This is a genomic window from Thiocystis violacea (assembly GCF_016583565.1).
In the GTDB taxonomy this organism is placed as follows: domain Bacteria; phylum Pseudomonadota; class Gammaproteobacteria; order Chromatiales; family Chromatiaceae; genus Thiorhodococcus; species Thiorhodococcus violaceus_A.
The window spans coordinates 1-20,956 of record NZ_NRRF01000057.1 but is presented as its reverse complement, the minus strand read 5'-3'; the positions used below and the strand labels follow the sequence as shown (position 1 = coordinate 20,956).

The window sequence follows — 20,956 nt, the reverse complement described above, 5'->3', positions numbered from 1 at the left end:
CGACCGGCAGCCTAAGCTGGGCATCCGGCGGGCATCGGGGCGATGTTCAAGGCGATGGCGACAGGGTTGGATCCTTGTCGCTGCTGATTTTTACGCTACAGCCTTTTTTGGGGCATCGCAAGGTGAGCTTGGAACGCGAGCCGGGCGATCTGCAGCCCGTCGATGTACCCGCCTCCCTATCGGTAGCCTCCACAAGCGTGCGGTAGCCCAAGAACTTGGTTTGGGGCGCTCGCCGTTGCAGAAAGCGAAGTGCGCGCTCGGCCCAAGCCGCAGCCCGGACAGGCTGGCATAGCCCTTGAGGTAGACGTCCTCGTATTTCACCGTGGGCCAGAGGACTCGCATGAACGCCATGCTGGTAAACCCGGAGTGTCGCGTCTGCCCTCGTGATACCTGTCGGGTCGATCCCTCGCCGACAGCACTCGTGCAGGGCGACAACCTTCTCAGCCGGGGTTCGTCCCGCTCCGGGACTCGGCTGCGGCCCTTCGCGCCTGCGCCAAGTCCCTACGACGAATGGGCGCGACCTCGTGTCGCACCGGTGTGCGGGATGCGCTCTGCATATCCCCTACGCGCCTTCGGGACTGCGCCCCTTCGTCACTGCGGCGCTACGCCCGCGCCCACACCTACCCGGGGCCGCTCGGCGTCGTGCCTCACGGATTGGACTCCACCTCGGTGCCCTCGACAGAACCTGACATCATCGAACTCAATGGAGTCAACCGGCGGCATTCCCTCCACCATGCCCGGCAGGAGATCATAAGCCCGCCGATCCAACAGTACGGGAGCATCCCCGAGCCGAAGGCGAGGCGCTGGCATCCTTCGCCTTCGTCGGCCACCTGGCGCAGCGCTCGTTCGAGTGCGCAAAGGGACGCCTATAACGCCGAGCTTGAAGATGCGCCGATAACTGGCCAGGCGGCACGTGCGCTCCCGCTTCAACGTCCGGTTGAGGCGCAACGAGCAGCGTCAGGACCCGCTGACAGCTTCAGAAGCGGGCGAGCGACGCGGCGACCCGGTCGAGCCGTTCACGTACCGCCGCCGCAACCTTGTCCACCCGCGGATTGTCGACCAGATCCAATACGGACTTCGGATCCATGAAGGCGACGCGGGTCTTACCCTGGGCATCCTCGCGGACCACGACGTTGCAGGGCAGCAGCAGCCCGATGTCGGGCTCCGCGTCCAGTGCCTGGTTGGCGAGCGGTGGGTTGCAGGCACCCAGAATCCGGTATGGCCCCTTATCGAGCCCGAGCTTCGACTTCAGCGTCGCTTGCACATCGATATCAGTGAGCACGCCGAAGCCCTCTGACTTCAATGCCTGGGTCACACGCTCGACGGCGTCGTCGAACCCAAACTCCACATCAACGGCGAAACCATACATTGCGTCTTCCTCCCAAATGACGAACGCGGTTCAATGAGTCGAGAGCTCCGTGAGGCATCACCAGCCTGCACACAGCCTCGCCGCCCGCGCCCAGAAAACTCAACCGTCTTTGCGCGGTGCTCGCGCCTGCCACAAGACCCAACGAGCCCATCAGGTCCTCGCCCCGGCGCCATTCACCCGCCGCGCCACAAGCCCGAGGAAGATCGCCGTCCAGCCGTTGATCAGCAGTTCCACCGCAATCACCAGACCGATCACCCAAAAGCCTGACACCGGCCATTGCAGCAGGACGAGCACGCCGAGCAGTAAGGACAGCGCGCCACCGCCGGCGGCCCATTTCCAGCCGTTCTCGTCGCGGTGCTGAAAGGCGATGACCAGCCGGAGAGAGCCTGCGGCAAGTAAGGCAATACCCAGCACCAGTGTCAGCGCGATGGCCCCGCCGACAGGGTCGAGGATCATCATCAAACCGGCGATCAGATAGACCAGGGCGATCCCGCTGTGCGCCAGGATGCTCCGCCAGCCCTTGCATTTGGAGGCATCGAACAGCTGCAGGCCCCCGCCGAACGCCAGCAGCACGCCGAACATCAGCACGCCCGCGAGCGTGAGCCAGAACGTCATCCCCAGCCCGATGACGCCGAGCAAGACCGACACGACGCCAAGACCCAGTAGCCAGCCCCAGTTGTGAGGCAGCTCGCCATAGAGGACGGGATTGTCTTTAACGATCGCGGATTGACTCATGGTTGCGTCTCCTGATCCTGAGTATGCGAAATCCAGCGGTCGCGAGCCGGATATCGGCACCCGCTCAAGGCCAAGCGCGGTGACTTCTCTGCCCGAAAGCCGCCTGAGGGCATCCTGCCGCCCGAGACGGCTTGGATGGACGTCCACTCGATCCGGAGCCATGACCGAAACAGCCAAGGCGTTTCATCGTCCGGGACCTCGGCATGCCTCAATGCACGTTAGGACGATATCGAGACGACGCGAAAATGGCTTAGTCGGTGCGGCTCTCCACGCGATCTCCAGCCTCTTCCACCTGATCGCCAGCCTTCTCCAGCGCGCGCGACATCGAGCTCTCGGCAGCGTCGACCTTGTCACCTGCCTGCTCGGCCGCGCGGTCGAGCTTTTCTCCCATCTGCTCGGCGGCTCCATCGTCTGAATCGCCGCATGCCGTCAGCGTCAAGGTCAGCAAGGCTGCGACCGGGATTGCGAGTCGTTTCCTGCTTATCGTCTTCATCGAGATCTCTCCGTGTCAGTTTGGGTCATCTTCAAAATACCCCATCGCGCTCGGGCCGAATGGCTCCCTCCAAGCGTGCGAGGCGAGTGGCGAAACGCGCTTCTTGATCGCCGATTCCGCCCCTACCCTGCCTCTTCAGCACAGTGCATGCCATTTCCTCTCCGAGGATGAATTCGGGCGGCGCGAGAGGCATGGATACGCATCGGGCGTCGAGACGCCAGGAGGATGCGCAGCCAAGCGGCTTTCAGTCGGGTCTTTTCAACCGTCGGTCGGCTCAAATGCACCAGTGAGTGGTGCTCCCTGGCGTGGCCTTTCGAACCCATGGGACGCGGCTTTCGCGCGCGCGTCTGAGGCTGTGCGCTCGGCGGCGTCGGTGCGTGCCGATCGCTTCGCCGACGCCCCTGCAAGCGCTGTTGGCATTCTTCTTGTTGAGGTCATGACCGAACGGCCAATGATCGTTATCCCGAATACCGCGCTGGGATCTGAGCGTATCACTGTCGCGCTCTGGGGACCCGCAAGCTGCGGGCCATTGATCTGATGCGCGCCACCGAGCCGAGTCGCAGGCAATCGCAAGACGGCTCGGAACCATCGACACACGAAACAACCATGGGGGTTCGCCATGCCAGGCTCATCGGAAGGACTGCACGAAGCGCCGGAAACACTGAGCACAACGGCGCGGGACATGCACCGCGCGCTGGTTTCGCTGCAGGAAGAGCTGGAGGCCGTCGACTGGTACCAGCAGCGCGCCGAGGCCTGCCTCGACGAGGACTTGCGCGCCGTGCTCGAGCACAACCGGCGCGAGGAGATCGAGCATGCGGCGATGCTGCTGGAGTGGCTGCGCCGACGCGATCCGAGCTTCGCCGGTCATCTACGCGACGACCTCTTTTCCCAAGCGCCGATCACCGACGTTGAGGAACCGGCAACGCAAGATCCACAACCCCAGCCTGAAGAACCCCCCGCCGACAGTGAAGGTTTCACGATCGGCAGCCTGAAGGAGCATCCCTAATGCACGCACACAACCGCACCTCCACCGGCATCCCGGATGAACTCTGGAACCTGATCGACAACACCGCAATCGAGGCTGCCAAGCGACTGCTCACGGCGCGCCGCTTTCTGGGGGTCGATGGACCCTTTGGGGTCGGTCTGACCAGTCTCGAACTCGGCGAAGAGGCCTGCCTCGACGGCGGTGACAGCGACCTGGCGAGCATCGTCGGCAGCCGCTCGCTCTCGGTGCCGATGCTGCAACAACCCTTCAAGCTCAGCATTCGGCGTGTCGAGGGACACCTCCGGCTGGGATTGCCGCTCGATCTGCGGCCGGTTGAGGACGCCGCCGAGGCGGTGGCCCGGCGCGAGGAAGACCTCATCTATCACGGCCTCGGCACGCTCGCCCTGCCCGGCCTGATGACGGTCGACGGTCGCGACACACAACCGCTGCATGATTGGTCCGCCGTCGAGCAGGCGCTCAACGATGTCCTCGCTGGCGTCGAGCGGCTCGACGCCCAGGGCTTCAACGGCCCCTATGTCCTGGCGCTCTCGCCATCGCGCTACAACGCCCTGTTCCGCCGCTACCAGGGCTCGGACATGCTCCAGCTCGACCACCTGCGCCGACTCTGTCAGGGCGGGGTCTTCAAGGCGCCGATCCAGGGCGCCGTGCTGCTCGATACGCGTGCCGGAGACCTCAAGATCGGCCAGGATCTGCGGGTCGGCTTCGCGGCCAGCGACGGCGTCCATCTGCGGCTCTTCGTGTCCGAGAGCTTGGCCCTTCTGCTCGACGCGCCGGCGGCCATCTGCACCCTGGAGGAGGTCTGAAGGGGGCAGCGGCGATCGTCAGCGACGGCATCCGGGCCGCAAATCGAAACTCACGCCGCGGATCGGGCTCTATCGACTGGCCAGGATCGGACGCCGGTGCGGACCTGCACCCTGCGCGCAACCACGGCGACCGGGATTGCCCCTCCATCTCATGAGGTTCGCCCAATGTCCGAGCAGCCAGATTATCGATCCGATGGACGTCGGGATTCATCGAAGATGGCGGCATTGCGTGTCGCCGCCACCTATTTCCTCGCCAGCCTGCTATGGATACTGGTGTCCGATCGGCTCATGGCGGCACTCGGTGCGAGTGCCGATGCGATGGCTTGGCTGCAAAGTCTCAAGGGTGGATTATTCGTCGCCCTGACCAGCCTTGGGCTCTATTGGCTGCTCCGACTCAGTTATCGTCAACTGTGCGCGAGTGAGGCACGCAGCCGGACCGCGCAACGCCTCTCGGGCGTTGGCGTCTGGGAATGGATCCTGGGGACTGATCAGGTCTACTGGTCACCGGAGGTGAGGGTGATCGTGGGTGAGGAGTCAAAGGCGCTCGAGCCTACCCTCGACGCCGTCGAGGCGCGGGTGCATCCCGACGACCAGCAACGCTGGCGGGATAACCTGCGTGACTGCCTCAAGGAGGGCAAGGGGCACGATATCGAATTTCGCATCCTCAAGCCCGATGGCCAAATCGCCTGGGTCGCGGCACTGGGCGACATCGAGCGCGACGCCTCGGGCCAGGCGTGTCGCCTGGTCGGCGTGGTCATGGATGTCACCGCGCGCAAGGAAGCCGAGCAAGACCTGCATGACCGCCTCGCCCTCGAAGCGGCTCTGGCCGATGCCGCGACGCGACTGGTCCAGTCCAGTGACGAAACCTTGGATTCAGCGATCGGTCAGTCATTGCAATGCATCGGTCATGTGATGGCGGCCAACTGCGGCCTGTTGATCCGCGTGGATGACAACGGCGCGTTGAGCGGCAGCCATCCCTGGTCAGCTCAGAGTCCACCCAAGCACCAAACACCCGTGCTACAGGCGCATCCAGAGATGCTTCGTGGCGCGCTCGCACGCCTGAGACGTGGCGAGATCCTGCACCTCTCGACGTCTCGCGACCCGGCCGGCGATCTGGCGCCCCTGGTGGTCTTCATGGGTCAGCAGGATCTCCAAACGCTGGTGCTCGTTCCCATCCTCAGGGAGGGCCGTCTGCTGGGCGCGGCGAGCTTCGAGACCGCGAAACCGAGTGCGGTTTGGACAGCGCCCGATGGGCGGCTCTTACGCACCCTTGGAGCGATTCTCGCCGCGGCGCTCGACCGGCAGGCCGCGGCCCGGCGGAATCGGGAGCATACCTGGTATCTGGAGAACCTCGACCGGCTGTCGCGGACCCTCGTTGAGCAGCGCTCGCCGAAGGAGCCGCTACGCAGCCTGACCGATCTTATCCTGGAGGTCTTCGAGGCCGACCGCGCCTGGCTGCTCTATCCCTGTGATCCGCACGCAGCCAGCTTCCAGATTCGCGTGGAATCCACGCGCCCTGAGTTCCCCGGGGCCTTCGCCGAGGGTAGCGAGGTGCCCATTGATGGGTTCACAGCCGAAATGATGCGCCTCGCGCTTGCCAATGACGGCACCACAATCCTGCACGCCCAAGACATCGCGGAACCGCCTGAGTACCTGGATCGCTTCGGCGTTCAAAGCCGCATGATGATGGCCTTGCGTCCAGAGATTGGGGATCCCTGGATACTGGGCATCCATCAGTGCGCGCATCCACGCCCATGGACCGCGGTGGAGCGACGGCTGTTTCAGGCCAGCGCAGAGCGGGTCGCCTCCGCGCTCTCGAGCCATCTGCTTCTCGATCAGGTCCGCGAGAGCGAGAATCGCTTGCTCGAGGCAGAGCGCATCGCGCACCTGGGGCACTGGGAACTGGACATTGCCCGCGATCAGCTCAGTTGGTCCGACGAGGTCTACCGCATCTTCGGCGTCAGCGCCAACCAGATGATGACCCCCGAGCGGCTCGCCACGATGATCGACCCGGCCGATTGGCCCGCGGTCGATGCCTCATACCAGGCCGCCATCCACGAGGGCAAGGAGCACGCAATCGACTACCGCATTTACCGCCAGGACGGTGAGCAGCGCTGGATCCACTGCAAGGCTCGCCGGCATCTGGATGCCAAGGGTCGACCCTTGAAACTGACAGGCGTCATGCAGGACATCACCGAGCGCGTGCGCGATGAGCAGCATCGGCGGCGCGTCGCCAGCGTCTTCGAGAAGTACGAAGCGCAGTTGCACCACCTGTCCCAGCATGATGCCCTGACCAACCTGCCCAACCGTCTCTTGCTCGACGAGCGTCTCGCGCAGGCGCTCAGGCGGGCCGAGCGACAGCATCGAACGCTCGCGGTACTCTTCCTGGATCTCGACCACTTCAAGCACATCAACGACAGCCTGGGTCATCCGATCGGAGATCGGCTCCTGCAGGCGGTCGCCACACGCTTGACGCAGCAGCTCCCCCGCGACCATACCCTAGCCCGGATCGGCGGCGACGAGTTCGTGCTCCTGCTCGAGGACATCGGATCCCCGGAAAGCGTGGGACGGGCCACCGAAGAACTACTCGCCTCCGTCGCGCAGCCCTACAGCCTCGATCAGCGCCGGCTGACAGTGTCCGCCAGCGCGGGGATCGCCCTCTATCCGCGCGATGGTCAGGATCCAGCGACCCTGCTGCGCAACGCCGACGCCGCCCTGCACCGCGCCAAGCGCGAGGACCGCGACAACTATCAGTTCTACACGCAAGCCCTCACCCGCGACGCCACAAAACGGATCTGGCTGGAGAATGGCCTACGCCAGGCACTCGCCCGCGAGGAATTCCGCCTCGTCTACCAGCCCCAACTGGATCTGGCCTCCGGATGCTTGATTGGCCTCGAGGCATTGATCCGCTGGCCACATCCCGAGCGCGGCGAGATCAGTCCCGGGGAGTTCATCCCGATCGCCGAGGACATCGGGTTGATCCATCGCCTTGGCGACTGGGTCCTAGACGCCGCCTGCAGGCAAGGCGTCAAGTGGCTGGAGCGCGGGCTGGAGGTCGGTCGCATCGCCGTGAACGTGGCCGGCCCTCAGCTCAAGCGCGGCAACCTAGCCGCGAAGGTCGCGCGGATCCTCGCCGAAACCGGTCTTCCAGCCAAGCGCTTGGAGCTGGAAGTCACCGAGGGCTTCATCATGGCGCAAGCCGAGGCGGCGATCGCACAGCTCGACGCCATTCGCGACTTGGGCGTGACCCTGTCGATCGACGACTTTGGCACCGGTTACTCGTCGTTGAGCTATCTGAAGCGGCTCCCGATCCACAAGCTCAAGATCGATCAATCCTTCGTGCGCGACATCCCGAGCGACGCCGATGACATGGCCATCTCGGCCGCCATCATCGCCATGGGGAAGAGCCTGAAACTCACCGTGATCGCCGAAGGCGTGGAAACGCCAGAGCAGGCGCGTTTTCTCCAAGAGCGGGGGTGCCAGGAGGTCCAAGGTTATCTGTACGGCCGGCCGGCGCCTCCCGAGGAGCTGGAAGAACGGCTCGCCTCGGCGACGCGCGGCTAGCCTGAGCATCCAGCGCGAGCGGCTCATCCGCGTTGGCGCGACACAAGGAAGCGTGCCATCAAGGGCAGATGGTCGGAGGCCAGGCGCGTCTGGCGGGTGCGAACCGCCCCACTGGCCTCCAGCTCGAGCGGTCCACCATACCAGATCCGATCCAGCGCCAGCAGCGGCCAGCGCGTGGGCCAGGTGGCCCGGCGCACGACTCGCTCGAGACGCGCATCAAGGGGTTTCAAACGTCGGCTTGGGTACCATTCATTGAAGTCGCCGAGCAGAATCACCGGCGTCCTATCACCTGAGCCTTGTCGGATCGCATCGAGACGCGCGGCGATGCGCGCGATCTGAGCCCGCCGTTCCACCGCGCTGAGCCCGAGGTGCGTTGCCAGGCAGTGCAGTGAGCGCCCGACAAGGCCATCGGGCTCGGCACGGTCTGGGCCGGTCAAATCCGAGCCGGACATCAATGAGGCCGCGCGGCTCACGCCCGGGTCGGCTCAGATCCAGGCGCGCGCGCTGACGCACCGGTAACCGCGTCAGTAAGACATTGCCATAGTGGTGGGCGTCGGAGCGCATCGTCGGACCCAGGACGGGCGCATACCCCTGCTCGATGAGCTGGCTGAGCAAGGCGATGGGAGCTGGTGCATGCGGCGTCTCCACCTCCTGCAGCGCCACCAGATCGGCATCGAGCGACAGGATCACCTCGGCGATGCGGCGCGGATCCAGACGTCCATCGCGTCCTTGGGCGCGATGGATATTGTAGGTGGCGACCCTGAGCATGGGTTGCGCGAGGCTCATCGCCGCGCCCCTCGACCAGTGGTCTTTCCCGTATCCGCCGACGCCGCTTGCCGATCGCTCAAGCGCCCTGCTCCCGCCGCAGCATCCGCCGGCCCAGCCAGGCCAGCCCGATGAGCGCGAGCAGACCAAACAGCACCAGCGCCACCGAGCGCGGACTGGCCTGACCGAGCAGGGCGACCAGCCCCTCGGCGAACACTGCCATGGCAAGGATGGCGGGCGTCATGCCCAGCAGGGTTCCGATCAGGAAGTCCCGCAGCCGGACATGGGACGCACCGGCAATGAGGTTCAGCACCGCGAAGGGCGCGACCGGCACGATACGGACCGTCATCACCGTCAGGATGCCGCGGTGGGCCAGGCGTCGGCTCAATCGCTCCAGGGCGCCGCCCGCCATCCGCTCAAGGGTATCGCGCGCGGCGTAGGCACCGATCCCGTAACCGCCCAGCGCCGACAGCAGCGATCCGGCCATCGCCACCAAGGCGCCGGTGAAGGGCTCGAAGATCAGCGACGTCACTAGAATCAGAAAGGTCACCGGCACCCCAGCCACGGCGGCCAGGCTGAAGCCGGCCGCGGCCACCGGCGGACCCCAGAGGCTGCGGCCCAGACCGCGCGCCGCGTCGGCGAGCAGATGCGGATCCATCCAGACGCCGAGCGGTGTCCAGCGCCAGGCCGCCGCCAGCGCTAGGAAGAGCAGCAGCAGGCCGCCGCCGATCAGCAGTCGACGCCGCAGATGCGGGGTATTCTCCTTGCCGACGACGATGTCCGCGACCCGCTGCGGGGCCAAGGGCCGGTCCGGATCGATCAGACGCGCGTCCGGCAGTTGTCGATCCCATTCCGGGTCCGCCCGTCCGTCCAGCTCCACCAATCGGGGTCCGTCGTGACGCGGCTCCGACCCGGCGGGCAGCTCACGCCCGCTCGCGTCGGCGGCGCGTAACTGCTCGATGGCTTCGGTCACCCCGCCACCCGTTCGCGCCGCGCGCTGCTCGGCGCGGGCGACGGCATCCGGCGGCAGCGCAAGGAACTGGGCGATCAAGCGGCGCCGAAACCCGGCGATGGTCGCGCGCGTCTGCTCGTTGTCGGCAACAACGCACAGATCGCACTCGCTATCGAGGCCCATGGAGCGGTTGCTCAGGTTCGATGATCCGACGCGGAGCACGCGATCGTCGGCGATCATCAGCTTGGAGTGGACCATCATGCAGGCATCGCCGAGCCCAGGAACCTCCGGAGAGTAAACCCGCAGGCGTCCGTGATCGTCGGCATCGCGCAAGCGCGCCAGGATCCGCGCGCGCAGGATGTCCATCGTGTGCTGCTCCAGCCAGTGACCCGTCTGGCGCGGCAGGATGATGACCAGGTGCGGCCCCCGTGGTTGCGCGAGTGAACGGCACAGGGCGTCGGCGATGGTCCGCGCGGTCAGGTATTGATTCTGGACGTAGAGCAGTTCCTGGGCGCTCGCGATCATGTCCAGATAGAGCCGCTCGGACTCGCGCACCTCCGCGCGGCCATCGTATTCGGGAAGGGTGCGCGCGATGCCGACGCACTGGTCGCGCAGCATGGGGGTGATTCCGCAGGGCCAGGGATCGAGGTCCACCCGGCGCGCGCTCGCGTCTGGCGCGTCGCGCAAGGCGTCGGACAGCCGACCGCCGGCGCGCTGCCAGCGCTCCCGAAACAGCGCCAGCAGCGCCAACGCCGCATCGCCGTCGACGAGCAGTTGAACGTCGTGGTACGGCGGATAGGGCTCACCGTTGGGGTCGCGCCGACGCGGATCGTCAGAGACGTGGGCGCTGGTGTCCCACCGCCATTGACTGAGGTCGAAGCCGCCGCACCAGGCAATCCGCCCGTCGATCAGGACCAGCTTCTGGTGTTGACTCGCCAAGGCCGGATGGGCGTTGTCCATGATCAGATGCAGGCGCGGATGGGCCGGCCAGGGGTCATCGCCGAGCAACGAAGCCTCGCGCTCCAGCGCGTAGATGGGCGCATGCGCCCAGAGCAGCAGCGACACCGAAAGATCTGGATGTTGCTCCAACAAGGCGATCAGGAGTGCGCCGAGCGCTGTCGGTAAGGCGTCGTCGCTGGCGGCCTCCTCGCCGTCGCCGCGCACCAGCTCGACACGGCTATGGATGTCCCAGGCGGAGATGGCGATGCAGCGGCGCGCGCCGATCAGGCTGCGTCGCAGAGCAGCGAAATAGCGCTCGCCGTCCACACATGCCGCCACCCGTTTGGCGTGCGCGATGCGCCAGCAGTTCCTGCCGGCCTCGAGCTCGAATGTGGGCCGTCGATCATGGTCGCTTGGGGTCGCGGGTAGCACGTCTTCCATCGATTGCTCCAGCGGGTGCCTCGTTCGCATCGGCTCGCGCTTGATTTGAAGGGTCGGTCCGCGGCGGTCCGAACGTGGCATGCCCGGCCCGCAAAGGGATTTTCGGACTGACCGGTGCAAAGAAGGCGCCAGAAGTGCGCCCTTGAGCGAAGAAGGCGGGCCGACCTGTCTCAAGACGCGCCTGACAATCGGCGGTGCGGGGCATTCGCACCATGCCCCGCACCGACATGGGTGCATTTCAACCGATTGAAGCGGGGCGCGGAGGGAGTTATGGCGCCCGAGCCTGCCTCGCCTCGGGCACGAACTTCGCTTGAGAGGCACCATCTGTTATCGCTGCCATGGCATTCGCGCGCTGAGCGTGCTCGATGCGTCGTCGGCACGCCGTCAATCGACAACCCAATCGGACGATATCTTTGAAACGAGACCCCCAGCCGGATTCAAACGACCTGATCGCAACCGAGATCGAACGTCTGCGCGCAATGCTCGCGCACGACCAGGGTAAGCGCGCGCGCAGCCTGCTCAAGAGGATGCATCCGGCGAAGATCGCGAGCCTGCTGGAGACACTCACGCCGCCGCAGCGGATGGCCGCCTGGCACCAGATCGATGCGCGCACGGAGACCAAGGTGCTCGCGCATCTGTCCAGCGCGCTGCAGGTACGGCTTGCGCGCGACCTCGAGGCCGACGCCGGCGCGGGCGGCGCCGACACCCCGATGGAAGACGAGCCGGAAACCCAGTTGCGTCTGGTCCTGGAGGCGCTGGACCAGGGCAAGCTCAAGCGCATCGCCCGCCTGTTCCGCAAGCTGCACCCGGCGCGCATCGCTGGACTGCTGGAATCACTCCCGGCGACCGAGCGCGCTGCCGCTTGGGACATGATCGACAGCGAGCGCACCGCCAAGGTCCTGCGCCATCTGCACGAGGAGGTGCGGCGGGGTCTGGCCGCGGAGATGGACCTGGAGCATCTGGTCGAGGCCGCGCGCGGGCTCGAGGCCGATGACCTGGTCGATCTCATCCAGGACCTGCCGACGGCCACCGGCCGCCAGATCCTGGAGGCCATGGACCGGCGCGAGCGCGAGCGCCTGCAGTCGATGCTGTCCTATCCCGAGGACAGCGCCGGCGGCCTCATGAACATGGACCAGATCGCGGTGCGCGCCAACATCAACGTCGGCACCCTGCTGCGCTATCTGCGGCTGCGCGAAGACCTGCCTTCGAACACGGACAAGTTCTTCGTCATCGACCGCAAGCATCACTATCAGGGCATCCTGCGCGCGCGCCGCGTACTGACCGCACGCCCCGAGACGCCGGTCTCGGACCTGATGGAGACCGACGTCGAGCCGGTGCCGGCGGACCAGCCGAGCGACGCGGTGGCGCGCCGCTTCGAGGAGCAGGATCTGACCTCCGCCCCGGTGGTGGATGCGCAGGGCCGGCTGCTGGGGCGCATCACCATCGATGACGTGGTCGACGTCATCCGCGAGCAGGCCGCGCACGCGATGATGGGCATGGCGGGCCTGGACGAGGAAACGGATATGTTCGCCCCGGTGCTGGCCAGCAGCCGGCGGCGCGCGGTCTGGCTCGGCATCAATCTGATCACCGCCTTCCTGGCGGCCTGGGTCATCGGCCTCTTCGAGGGCACCCTGCAGCAGGTGGTGGCGCTCGCGGTGCTGATGCCCATCGTCGCCAGCATGGGCGGCATCGCCGGCAGCCAGACGCTCACGCTGGTCATCCGCGGGCTGGCGACCGGCCAGCTCGCCGGGGGCAACACCCGCATCCTGCTGTTGAAGGAGGCCGGGATCGGACTGCTGAACGGCCTGCTGTGGGCGCTGGTGGTGGCGGCCCTGGCCATCCTCTGGTTCGGTAACTGGGCCATCGGCGGCATCATTGCCGTGGCCATTCTCCTCAACCTGATCTGCGCGGCGATCTCCGGGGTCGTCATCCCGCTGCTCCTGCGCCGCCTCGGCATCGACCCTGCCCTGGCCGGCAGCGTGGTGCTGACGACAGTGACCGACATCGTCGGCTTCTTCGCCTTCCTGGGACTCGCGACACTCATCCTGCTCTAGCCGACGGGGCGAGTTCGCCGCTCGCGGCCATCCAGAGCGCGTCGACAGCGGGGCATTTGAGCCCATCATCGGTCGCTATCCCCCAACCGGGCACGCCAAGCGGCCGCGAATCGAGCCGCCACGCCCACGGGCGCTTGGGCGCGGCGCGATTGGCATTGGGTTTGCTCAATCTCTTTCGAGATGACGCGCGCCGAGGCGTCGCGCCCATCTCCTGGGCTAACGCCCATCCCATCGAAATTTCGCCATTCCTGACCACCTCCACCCTGAGGAACGCCGCATGAAACCGATGATCCCCATGAGCGTCGCACTCTTCCTCGCGCTGTTCACGCTGAACGCGATGAGCCAAGCCGAAACGGCCGATGATGCGACGACACGCGACACCCAGACCCCCTCGGCCGAGGCGATCGAGCAGGACACCCAAGACCTGCTCGAATCGCTCAAGGCCTACGGCGCCGATCAGCGCCAAGAGGCGGTCGAAGCCACCAAGGCGGCGCTCGACGCCGCCGACAAACGCATCGATACGCTACAGACTCGCCTCGACGACAACTGGGACAGCATGAGCAAAGCCGCCCGCGAGAAGGCGCAGGCCAGCATGAAGGCCCTGCGCGAGCGCCGCACCCAGGTCGCCGAGTGGTACGGCAGCATGAAGACCAGCTCCGACAGTGCCTGGGACGAGATCAAGGAAGGCTTCGCGAAGGCCTACCAGGCACTGGCTGAGGCTTGGGACGACAGCGTTAAAGCCTTCGATTCCGAGCAATAGCCCCCGAGCCCGCGGTGCGCCCGAGCGGCGCGCCCGGAAGCACACCAGGATTGGAGCGATCGCGCGCGGGGGCTTGCAATCGCTCGGCGGGGATTCTGCGCCCGACTGACGGCGCCCTGCCGAATCCTGGTCTCGCGTACCCAGGTGATCGGCGCCGGCATCGACTTTGCCGTTCAGCCCATGCCGCATCACCGCACATCCACCTCAACAGGCCGGTCATGACCGGTCGGGAGACGACCATGAACTGGGAGCAGATCCGCGGAAATTGGGAGCAAGCCAAGGGCGAGCTGAAGGTGCGCTGGGCCAAACTCACGGACGATGACCTGGCCCTGATCGACGGTGAGCGCGACAAGCTCGTCGGCAGCCTGCAAGAGAAGTACGGCATCACCAAGGAAGAAGCCATGAAGCAGCTTGACGACATGAGTTGATCGTCATCGCCTGCGCCAGGGATGGCTCGGGAAGCCCTGGGCGACACAGCCGTCTAGCCACGTCTGAAATCAAACTCGATCCGAGGAGAAACATCATGATGCAGTGGGCTCTCGTCTTTCTTATCGTTGGCATCGTCGCCGGGGCGTTCGGCGCCTCGGGGGTTGCCGGTGTCGCGACCCAGATCGCTTGGATCCTCTTCGTGGTCGGTCTCGTGCTCGCGGCGATCTTCTTCATTCGCGGACGCGGTTCGCGGGTTCCCTGAGCAGCTTTGCCCAAGCTCTCCGGCTGGCTTGGGGTTGGCCGGGAAGCCGACCGCAAAGCCGCTACGACACACCAGTATCCGTGCGTGGAGGAAAGACATCATGAGGCATGTCATCACCCAATCGACCTGGTTGCTCTTGCTGCTGTTCCCGCTGACGATCGCGCTGACCGGCTGTAACACCATGGCCGGCGTCGGCGAAGACCTCGGGGCCGCCGGCGGTGGTCTCGAGAAGTCCGCGGAACGCGAGAAGGGCTATTGAGGGTCGGCGGCCCGGGCGTCGCGCGGGCCGCGCATCGCTTCGCTTCAGATCGCCGGAGGTAAGATGTTTATTCAACACCGAGAGAACGGGAAACTGATCGAGGTTCTCGCGCTGACCGATCTGATCAACCCGCTGCACGCGGAGGTGATCGGACGTTTCCACCAGGGCGAGGAGGCGCAGGAGCCGGAGTCCTTTCCGAAGACCGCCCTGGTCTTCCCATCCGGCGAACCGCTGCCGCGCTGCTGGACGGACGTCCACTACTGTGATGAGGAGATCGCGCGAGGATGACGCCCGGAGGACGGGCGACTGAGATGGCTGGCCTCAGGGAAACGGTGGGGTTCCGGCGGGGTCCGATCCCAGCACCGCAACCTCGGGATGGCGCGCCTTGATCCGGTCTTGGATCGCGCCGATGGCGGCGTGATCGCCAGCAAGAACGAGCAGCAACTCGCCACGGCGCAAGGCGTTGAACTGCGGCGCAATGTCGCGATTGGCGATTCTGGCTCGCAGCGCGGCGAACACGCCGCCCACGCCCGCCCCAAGGACGAACACCGACACAGCGAATGGGACGTCGCCGATCAGCCACAGCGCGGCAGTGATCGGACTGGCGAACAGGGCGCCAAGGATGCCGCCTTCGACCAGCGCCCGCGCCCACGTCCGATGGATGATCAGCGTCACTGCGAGATCGGCCTCTCGCGGCTTGCCCGCGGCATGGACGCAGATCCGCGCCGGCTCGACGCCCTCGCCCAAGAGTTCGTCGATAAGCCGGCGGACCTTTCCGAACGTCCGCGCCCTCAGGTAGATGTTCGTCATCATGGTGTTCTCCGTCATGCGCGTGCGGATTCCGATCCGATCGCGTCTGCGCATCGTGCCGCACGCAAGCGTTCAAATGACATTCGCGGTCCGGGCAAGGATCGACTCCAGATGGCGCAAGAACCGGAATGCAGAGGGCTCCCCAGAGCCCCCTCAAACCGACGCACACCACATGCCAACCAAGCCGGCCCGGAGACCGGTCCGCAGGACTGACGCTCCACGGCGAGGGCAGTGGGGCCTTTGCACCGCCGGCTGTGGTTTTGCCCCGACGCCTTGCCGTTGTCCAGGGAGCATCACGACACCCGTATCGGCGGACACCGTGGCCATGCGCTTCTCGTGGGCGCGCCGCCGCAAGTCCGGTGCCGTCGGCATCGCCCACCAACGGCTGGCGCACCTCTTGCGTCTACTCAAGCGATTCAGTGCAAAGCGCACCGGATCTTCGCGACGAGTTCCGACCGAGCCACCGAGTGAGCACACCGCTCGCGCAGCGTCGCCGTGAACCCTCGACCAACACCCTTAGGAGGCCGCCTCATGTCACATCGCCTGCCCGATCTCCCCTACCCCGCGGACGCCCTCGAGCCACGCATGTCCAGCGAAACCCTGTCGCTGCATCACGGCAAGCACCACGCGACCTATGTGGACAAGCTCAATGCCCTGATCAAAGGAACGGTGTTCGGCGACGCGGCCCTGTCCGACATCGTGGCCCAGGCCCACGGGGGCATCTTCAACAACGCCGCCCAGGCTTGGAACCATGCCTTTTTCTGGAATTGCCTTCGCCCGGACGGCGGCGGCGATCCTCGAGGCGATCTGGCGGCCGCGATCGACCGGGACTTCGGCGGCGCCGATGCCTTGCGTCAGGAATTCTCGAGTCAGTTGACGACGCTGTTCGGCTCGGGCTGGGTTTGGCTCGCTAGAGACAGTGACGGCACGCTCAGCGTCGAGTCCCGCGGTAACGCGGGCAACCCGATCACCGATGGCAAGCTGCCGATCCTGACCTGCGACATCTGGGAGCATGCCTACTACGTCGACTACCGCAACCAGAAGAAGGACTACATCGATGCCTTCTGGCAGCTCGTGAACTGGGACTTCGCCGCCACGAACTTCAACCGCGGCGCACCCTTCGAGCCCTGAACGAGACCCATGGGCAAGGGCAAGGGTCTTTGCCCATTCCGCCTGCCCCCCACCCGCCCAGGATGAGCGCTGACCGCTTCCAACAGCCTCGGCGACGCCTCACCGACCCGCCGACGCATGCGGTGGCGCGGCCACGCCGCGGCCGCGATCGTCGCGCGAGCGCCGGACGTTGATGCCATCGATTTCGAGCACTGAGATGATGAAAGGACTGACCTCGACCTATCACCTACTGACGCGGATCCTCTACGGTCTCGCCAGCCTTGCCCTGACGGCGATCAGTCTCGCGATGATCGCCGTCGCCGGATTCGATGTCTGGCACGCCGCGGAGGCCAGCGAACCGCTCAAGTACGCCATGCTCGACGGCATCGGTCTGGTGGTGGTGTCGCTGGCTGTCTTCGACGTCGCCAAGTATCTGATGGAAGAGGAGGTGCTGCGCGACCGCGAGCTGCGCTCAGCGACCGAGGCGCGCGAGACGCTGACGAAGTTCTTCGTGATCATCATTATCGCCGTGACGCTGGAGGCCCTGATTTTCGTCCTCGGCGCGGGCAGCCAGGATCTCTCCCTGCTCGTCTATCCGGCCTTCCTCCTTGGCATCGTCTCCCTCATGATGGTCTCGCTCGCCCTCTACCTGCGCCTCAGCAGCCACGCAGAAAAGCAGCTCCCGGAACCTCGAAGACCCAAGGCGGACGCTCGCTGAATGACGCGACGCCGTCGCGGGCGCTCGGACCAGCCGACCGACCGCGCTCTGTCTCTCGCGCAGCATCACCGGCGCGCTCTTCGGGCAAGACTGCAGGCGACGCGTTCGCGTGATCGGGCCCACCGTCTTGGCGGGCCCGATCGAAGGGGCGTGCTCGCGCTTGTTTACACCCGGACAGAAATACTCCCTCCACATGGTGTTACATGCCCGTCTGATCAGCGTATCCGGGCTTTGCGAGGGATGTAACAAAAATCGGCATTACACGGGGAAAGTGGAGGTGTGCCGGAGCAAGATTGAGCGCCGGAAACCGACAACCAGCGACCGGCCACCGAACTGCAGAGTCGGCCTGCACACAATCTCGGAAAGCAAGTACCTGTGCACGCCAGGTGATCTTATGAGACTTGCGGCCACCGGACCCGGTCGGACCTTGATTCCTTGCAACGTACTGCAAAGCGTTATACGTTTCCGCATCACATCGTCAGCATGGTGACTTCTTCATGGCCCACGCGTCCACCAACCTCATGGTCCGCCTCGACCCGGACAGCAAGACGTTCGTCGTACGTGCGGCGGAGATGCGCCATGTCAGTCTGAGCGACTACGTCCGCTCGGTCGTGGTCGCCCAAGCCCGTCGCGAGATCCAGGCCGCGGAGCAGCAGGTCATTGCCTTGACGCCGGCCGAGCAGCAGGAATTCTGGCAGGCGCTACAGGAGCCGACAGCCCTCACCGCAGCGCAGCAGGCACTCGGCGGACTGATGCGCGGCGAATGACCGCCGTCCGTTTACCTCCCGGATACCGCATCGAGCCACTGCGGCGGGATCACCCACCAAGGTCTGCATTCCACAGCGGCCAGGAGGAGGTCGATGATTGGCTGGCGAACAAGGCGCTGCAGAATCAAGAAAAGCACCTTTCAGCAACCAAGGTCCTGATCGATCCGGTCGGGGCCATTGCCGGGTTTTATACGCTTGCGACCGCGCAAGTCGATTTCGCCGACCTGCCGCCGAAGCTCTTCCGACGCCTGCCGCGGCGCAATCTACCGGTGGCCGTCCTGGCCTGGCTTGGGGTTCGCGAGGGCGATCAGGGTCAAGGTCATGGGCGCCGCCTCCTCGCCCAGGCACTGAGAGATAGCTACGACGCCGGCCAGATCTTTCCCTTCGTCGCCGTGATCCTCGACTGCATCGACGACAAGGCACTGAGGTTCTACCAGCGCTGGGATTTCTGCCCGCTTCCTGGTCACAACTACAGACTTTTCCTGAGCTGGAGCCAGCTTCAGGCCATGGCGACGGGTTGCTGACAGACGCTTAGGATCCGGAGTAAGTAGTCAGGATCGGCAACCGGATCCGCTATGTTCCAGGCGCGGATGATGGCCGCCGAACGGCGAGCCGACTGCAATTGTCTGGCTCGTGGACTGCGCGCGCCCCTCGCAGAACCCTCATCGGCTGAATGCCTCGACAGCCTTGTCGGCGCCGTAACCGCCCGCTTCCAACAGCCGGTCGAACAGGTCCAGGCACTCTCGGCGCAGGTCCGGAGCGTTCTCGGCCTGACGGTAGGCACGCAAGATCAGCTCACTCAGTGTCATGGCGGCATGAGCGTTCGTACCAGCGATGTTGCCGGCATCGGTTCCGACTGCATCGACAAATCGTCGCCCAGCGCGAAACAGGAGGTAGGGTGATACGCATGCCGCCCTGTCAAGTCTCCCGAAGAAACCGCTCACGGTCAGCGCGAATGCGGGACTCTCGATGTATGCCGTCAGCAGCTCGGCAAGCGACTCGTCATCCGTTGCGTCCTTGAGCCGCTCCGTCCAGTCGCCAGCACTTCGTTGCACTGCGGCATCCGGATCTGCGAATAACCCAATGAGGCGTGACTGAGCGTAGCGCTGGTCAGGCGCTGACAGCACGTTGAACGTTGAACGCCAGTACTTCGGCGACGCCTTGGCGCATTTCAGCGTCGCCGTTGAGCGCGGTATCTGCCAGAGGTCGCGCCTCTTCGAGCGACAAAGCAGCCAAGGTAGCCTGCCTGGAAGCCGCCTGCCTCGCCGCCGCTTGGGGCGATTCCAGCATGCGCTCAAGGATAGGCCGAATCGATTCGAGTTCTTTAGTCGCTGTGTAGTAAATGAAATCCTCGATCGATCGGGCGGTGAGCAAGATGTCGTCACTGTCGCAAAGCCGCAGGAAGAGCCGGATCGCGCGCGGACGGTCGTATCTCAGTACCTGGATACAGGCATCGGCCACGCAGGTCCGTACGGCAACCGACGGATCATCGACCATAGGCTCCAAGACTGGCGTGAAGTACTCCCAGTAGGCGACATCCTGGGCGATGAGTGTCGCGATCACCTGCGCTGCGCTGCCTCGAACGCTGTTGATGCCGTGAAAACGGGGATCGCCGCCAAAAGCAGACTCCTGACCCGCCGTATCGCTGCGCCAACCCTCCTCCGCCGGGTCCGATGCCTCGGTCGCGTACCAGGCGATCATGTCGAGCAGGTCCGGCGAAAGCTGACTGCCTCCATGACTGGCAATGGTCTGAGCAAGCCAACGTCCGTGGGGACGACCAGGGCGATCATGCACACGCTCTGCGACCCGAGCCAAGAGGTCCAGCGGCAGGGCATCGTCCTTCAGACCACGAACGATCGCCTCGTAGTACGCTTCGGTGGCGTCTTCCGGCACTGTGAGCAGGAGCCTGGCGAAACGTTCAGGCTGCACCTTGGTCCGCTCTTCGAGTACCCCGGCAAGCTGTCTGGCGCCACCGAGAACGCAGTTGTCAAGCCACTGCTTACCCGAATCGTCTCGATACCCGCGAATCGCGGACAACCATCGGGCGTCGCTCATTCGCTCCGTCGCCTGTTGCGGGAGTGGAGAAATGACCGTCCCGCCACGGGTGCCCCGAGGGGCCTCCAGCCTCCATCCGATCGATCGCGCCTTGCGTTCCAACTCGCGCAAGCGGCGGCGACCAATGGGAGAAAGCTTCGCATCCGGAAGGGCGCTCAAAAGCGAGAGTTGGCGAATCCCCAGCTTCGAACGATGCCATTGCGCCTCTCGGAAACGGCTGTCGGACCTGTCGGATCCATCTACTGAATCCCAGGGATTCCATCGCTCCCAATGATCGAGCATCCAAGGCTCCAAGCGGGCGACATCGTCACAATCGAGGTCGGCTCCCAAGGTTTGGAGAAGCACACGGCAATCCCACAGCGCCTGGGAGTCGAACCAAAGCCCCCATCGGGTCCAGATCTCCAGCAGGTAATCGATGGCGATCGACTTGGCATCTGCGCCCCATGGCTGTGAAGGTCACGATACGATCGGCGATCCACAGATCCCCCGCCTCGATCGCGCCATCAAGACGCGCGAGCATGGCGCGCTCTTGGGTATGGGCGGGATCATCCAGGTGATCACCTCCAGCGCCGGCTCGAACACCACCAACGCCTTGTCCGGCAGGGGCGCGGCGCTCTGCCCACGGGACTCGGCGAGGCGATGCTCGCGCCCGCCCAGCGCATTGC

General features: G+C 65.3%; 23 protein-coding genes. 13 read left to right on the top strand and 10 right to left on the bottom strand.

The genetic code is table 11. The annotated features are described in order from the left end of the window. Positions 1 to 976 precede the first annotated feature (976 nt). The 3 genes from CKO23_RS18550 to CKO23_RS18540 all read right to left on the bottom strand — a co-directional run bounded on the left by CKO23_RS18550 (position 977) and on the right by CKO23_RS18540 (position 2,552). Positions 977 to 1,369 (bottom strand): DUF302 domain-containing protein, encoded by a 393-nt coding sequence (locus tag CKO23_RS18550; RefSeq protein WP_200333315.1) that lies wholly within the window; start codon positions 1,367 to 1,369, stop codon positions 977 to 979. 150 nt (positions 1,370 to 1,519) lie between these two features. Next, positions 1,520 to 2,104, bottom strand: a complete 585-nt coding sequence (locus CKO23_RS18545; protein WP_200333314.1) for an HdeD family acid-resistance protein — start codon at positions 2,102 to 2,104, stop codon at positions 1,520 to 1,522. Positions 2,105 to 2,354: 250 nt separating this feature from the next. Next, positions 2,355 to 2,552, bottom strand: a complete 198-nt coding sequence (locus CKO23_RS18540; RefSeq protein WP_200333313.1) for a hypothetical protein — start codon at positions 2,550 to 2,552, stop codon at positions 2,355 to 2,357. Positions 2,553 to 3,216: 664 nt separating this feature from the next. Here CKO23_RS18540 and CKO23_RS18535 point away from each other — a divergent pair. From CKO23_RS18535 to CKO23_RS18525, 3 genes are all read left to right on the top strand, one after another. Beyond that, positions 3,217 to 3,603, top strand: coding sequence for an encapsulin-associated ferritin-like protein (locus tag CKO23_RS18535; protein WP_200333312.1), 387 nt, complete (start codon positions 3,217 to 3,219; stop codon positions 3,601 to 3,603). Further along, a complete protein-coding gene (locus tag CKO23_RS18530) occupies positions 3,603 to 4,406 on the top strand; it encodes a family 1 encapsulin nanocompartment shell protein (protein ID WP_200333311.1) in 804 nt (267 codons plus the stop codon). The genes CKO23_RS18535 and CKO23_RS18530 overlap by 1 nt, the downstream gene beginning before the upstream one ends. Positions 4,407 to 4,622: 216 nt before the next feature. Further along, entirely contained in the window at positions 4,623 to 7,970 is a 3,348-nt protein-coding gene (locus tag CKO23_RS18525; RefSeq protein ID WP_207168608.1) for a bifunctional diguanylate cyclase/phosphodiesterase, read from the top strand. 23 nt (positions 7,971 to 7,993) lie between these two features. On the opposite strand, the gene CKO23_RS18520 is transcribed toward CKO23_RS18525, so the two are convergent. From CKO23_RS18520 to CKO23_RS18510, 3 genes are all read right to left on the bottom strand, one after another. Further along, a complete protein-coding gene (locus CKO23_RS18520) occupies positions 7,994 to 8,323 on the bottom strand; it encodes an endonuclease/exonuclease/phosphatase family protein (RefSeq protein ID WP_200333309.1) in 330 nt (109 codons plus the stop codon). Beyond that, positions 8,256 to 8,738, bottom strand: coding sequence for an endonuclease/exonuclease/phosphatase family protein (locus CKO23_RS26750; RefSeq protein ID WP_369408003.1), 483 nt, complete (start codon positions 8,736 to 8,738; stop codon positions 8,256 to 8,258). The genes CKO23_RS18520 and CKO23_RS26750 overlap by 68 nt, the downstream gene beginning before the upstream one ends. Positions 8,739 to 8,814: 76 nt before the next feature. Further along, positions 8,815 to 11,067 carry a VTT domain-containing protein gene (locus tag CKO23_RS18510; protein WP_200333307.1) on the bottom strand — a complete coding sequence of 751 codons (2,253 nt, stop codon included), beginning with the start codon at positions 11,065 to 11,067 and terminating at the stop codon, positions 8,815 to 8,817. Positions 11,068 to 11,480: 413 nt separating this feature from the next. Between CKO23_RS18510 and mgtE the strand changes: the two genes are divergently transcribed. The 6 genes from mgtE to CKO23_RS18480 all read left to right on the top strand — a co-directional run bounded on the left by mgtE (position 11,481) and on the right by CKO23_RS18480 (position 15,119). Continuing rightward, entirely contained in the window at positions 11,481 to 13,121 is a 1,641-nt protein-coding gene (mgtE, locus tag CKO23_RS18505) for a magnesium transporter (RefSeq protein ID WP_200333306.1), read from the top strand. A 277-nt stretch (positions 13,122 to 13,398) separates the two neighbouring features. Further along, a complete protein-coding gene (locus CKO23_RS18500) occupies positions 13,399 to 13,881 on the top strand; it encodes a hypothetical protein (RefSeq protein WP_200333305.1) in 483 nt (160 codons plus the stop codon). 239 nt (positions 13,882 to 14,120) lie between these two features. Then, the gene (locus tag CKO23_RS18495; RefSeq protein WP_200333304.1) at positions 14,121 to 14,309 is read left to right on the top strand and encodes a CsbD family protein; all 189 of its coding nucleotides are present in this window, start codon (positions 14,121 to 14,123) and stop codon (positions 14,307 to 14,309) included. A gap of 95 nt (positions 14,310 to 14,404) precedes the next feature. After that, positions 14,405 to 14,572, top strand: coding sequence for a DUF1328 domain-containing protein (locus tag CKO23_RS18490; RefSeq protein ID WP_200333303.1), 168 nt, complete (start codon positions 14,405 to 14,407; stop codon positions 14,570 to 14,572). Between the two features lie 100 nt (positions 14,573 to 14,672). Then, positions 14,673 to 14,831 (top strand): Entericidin EcnAB, encoded by a 159-nt coding sequence (locus CKO23_RS18485; protein WP_200333323.1) that lies wholly within the window; start codon positions 14,673 to 14,675, stop codon positions 14,829 to 14,831. 63 nt (positions 14,832 to 14,894) lie between these two features. Continuing rightward, positions 14,895 to 15,119: an acetyltransferase gene (locus tag CKO23_RS18480; protein WP_200333302.1), complete on the top strand. Its 225-nt coding sequence runs from the start codon at positions 14,895 to 14,897 to the stop codon at positions 15,117 to 15,119. A 33-nt stretch (positions 15,120 to 15,152) separates the two neighbouring features. On the opposite strand, the gene CKO23_RS18475 is transcribed toward CKO23_RS18480, so the two are convergent. Continuing rightward, positions 15,153 to 15,659 carry a hypothetical protein gene (locus CKO23_RS18475; protein ID WP_200333301.1) on the bottom strand — a complete coding sequence of 169 codons (507 nt, stop codon included), beginning with the start codon at positions 15,657 to 15,659 and terminating at the stop codon, positions 15,153 to 15,155. Between the two features lie 513 nt (positions 15,660 to 16,172). Here CKO23_RS18475 and CKO23_RS18470 point away from each other — a divergent pair. From CKO23_RS18470 to CKO23_RS18455, 4 genes are all read left to right on the top strand, one after another. Next, on the top strand, positions 16,173 to 16,772 hold the full coding sequence (locus CKO23_RS18470; protein WP_200333300.1) for a superoxide dismutase: 600 nt from the start codon (positions 16,173 to 16,175) through the stop codon (positions 16,770 to 16,772). 196 nt (positions 16,773 to 16,968) lie between these two features. Next, entirely contained in the window at positions 16,969 to 17,469 is a 501-nt protein-coding gene (locus tag CKO23_RS18465) for a hypothetical protein (protein WP_200333299.1), read from the top strand. 497 nt (positions 17,470 to 17,966) lie between these two features. Beyond that, positions 17,967 to 18,236 carry a type II toxin-antitoxin system TacA family antitoxin gene (locus tag CKO23_RS18460; RefSeq protein WP_200333298.1) on the top strand — a complete coding sequence of 90 codons (270 nt, stop codon included), beginning with the start codon at positions 17,967 to 17,969 and terminating at the stop codon, positions 18,234 to 18,236. After that, positions 18,233 to 18,760 (top strand): GNAT family N-acetyltransferase, encoded by a 528-nt coding sequence (locus tag CKO23_RS18455; protein ID WP_200333297.1) that lies wholly within the window; start codon positions 18,233 to 18,235, stop codon positions 18,758 to 18,760. Before CKO23_RS18460 ends, CKO23_RS18455 begins: the two co-directional genes overlap by 4 nt. Positions 18,761 to 18,898: 138 nt before the next feature. Here the strand turns inward: CKO23_RS18455 and CKO23_RS18450 are convergent, their stop codons facing one another. From CKO23_RS18450 to CKO23_RS25310, 3 genes are all read right to left on the bottom strand, one after another. Further along, positions 18,899 to 19,291: a hypothetical protein gene (locus CKO23_RS18450; protein ID WP_200333296.1), complete on the bottom strand. Its 393-nt coding sequence runs from the start codon at positions 19,289 to 19,291 to the stop codon at positions 18,899 to 18,901. A gap of 55 nt (positions 19,292 to 19,346) precedes the next feature. Continuing rightward, positions 19,347 to 20,573: a hypothetical protein gene (locus CKO23_RS18445; RefSeq protein WP_200333295.1), complete on the bottom strand. Its 1,227-nt coding sequence runs from the start codon at positions 20,571 to 20,573 to the stop codon at positions 19,347 to 19,349. 174 nt (positions 20,574 to 20,747) lie between these two features. Further along, positions 20,748 to 20,956 (bottom strand): hypothetical protein (locus tag CKO23_RS25310; protein ID WP_440870577.1); only part of this gene is annotated, 209 nt, incomplete at its 5' end.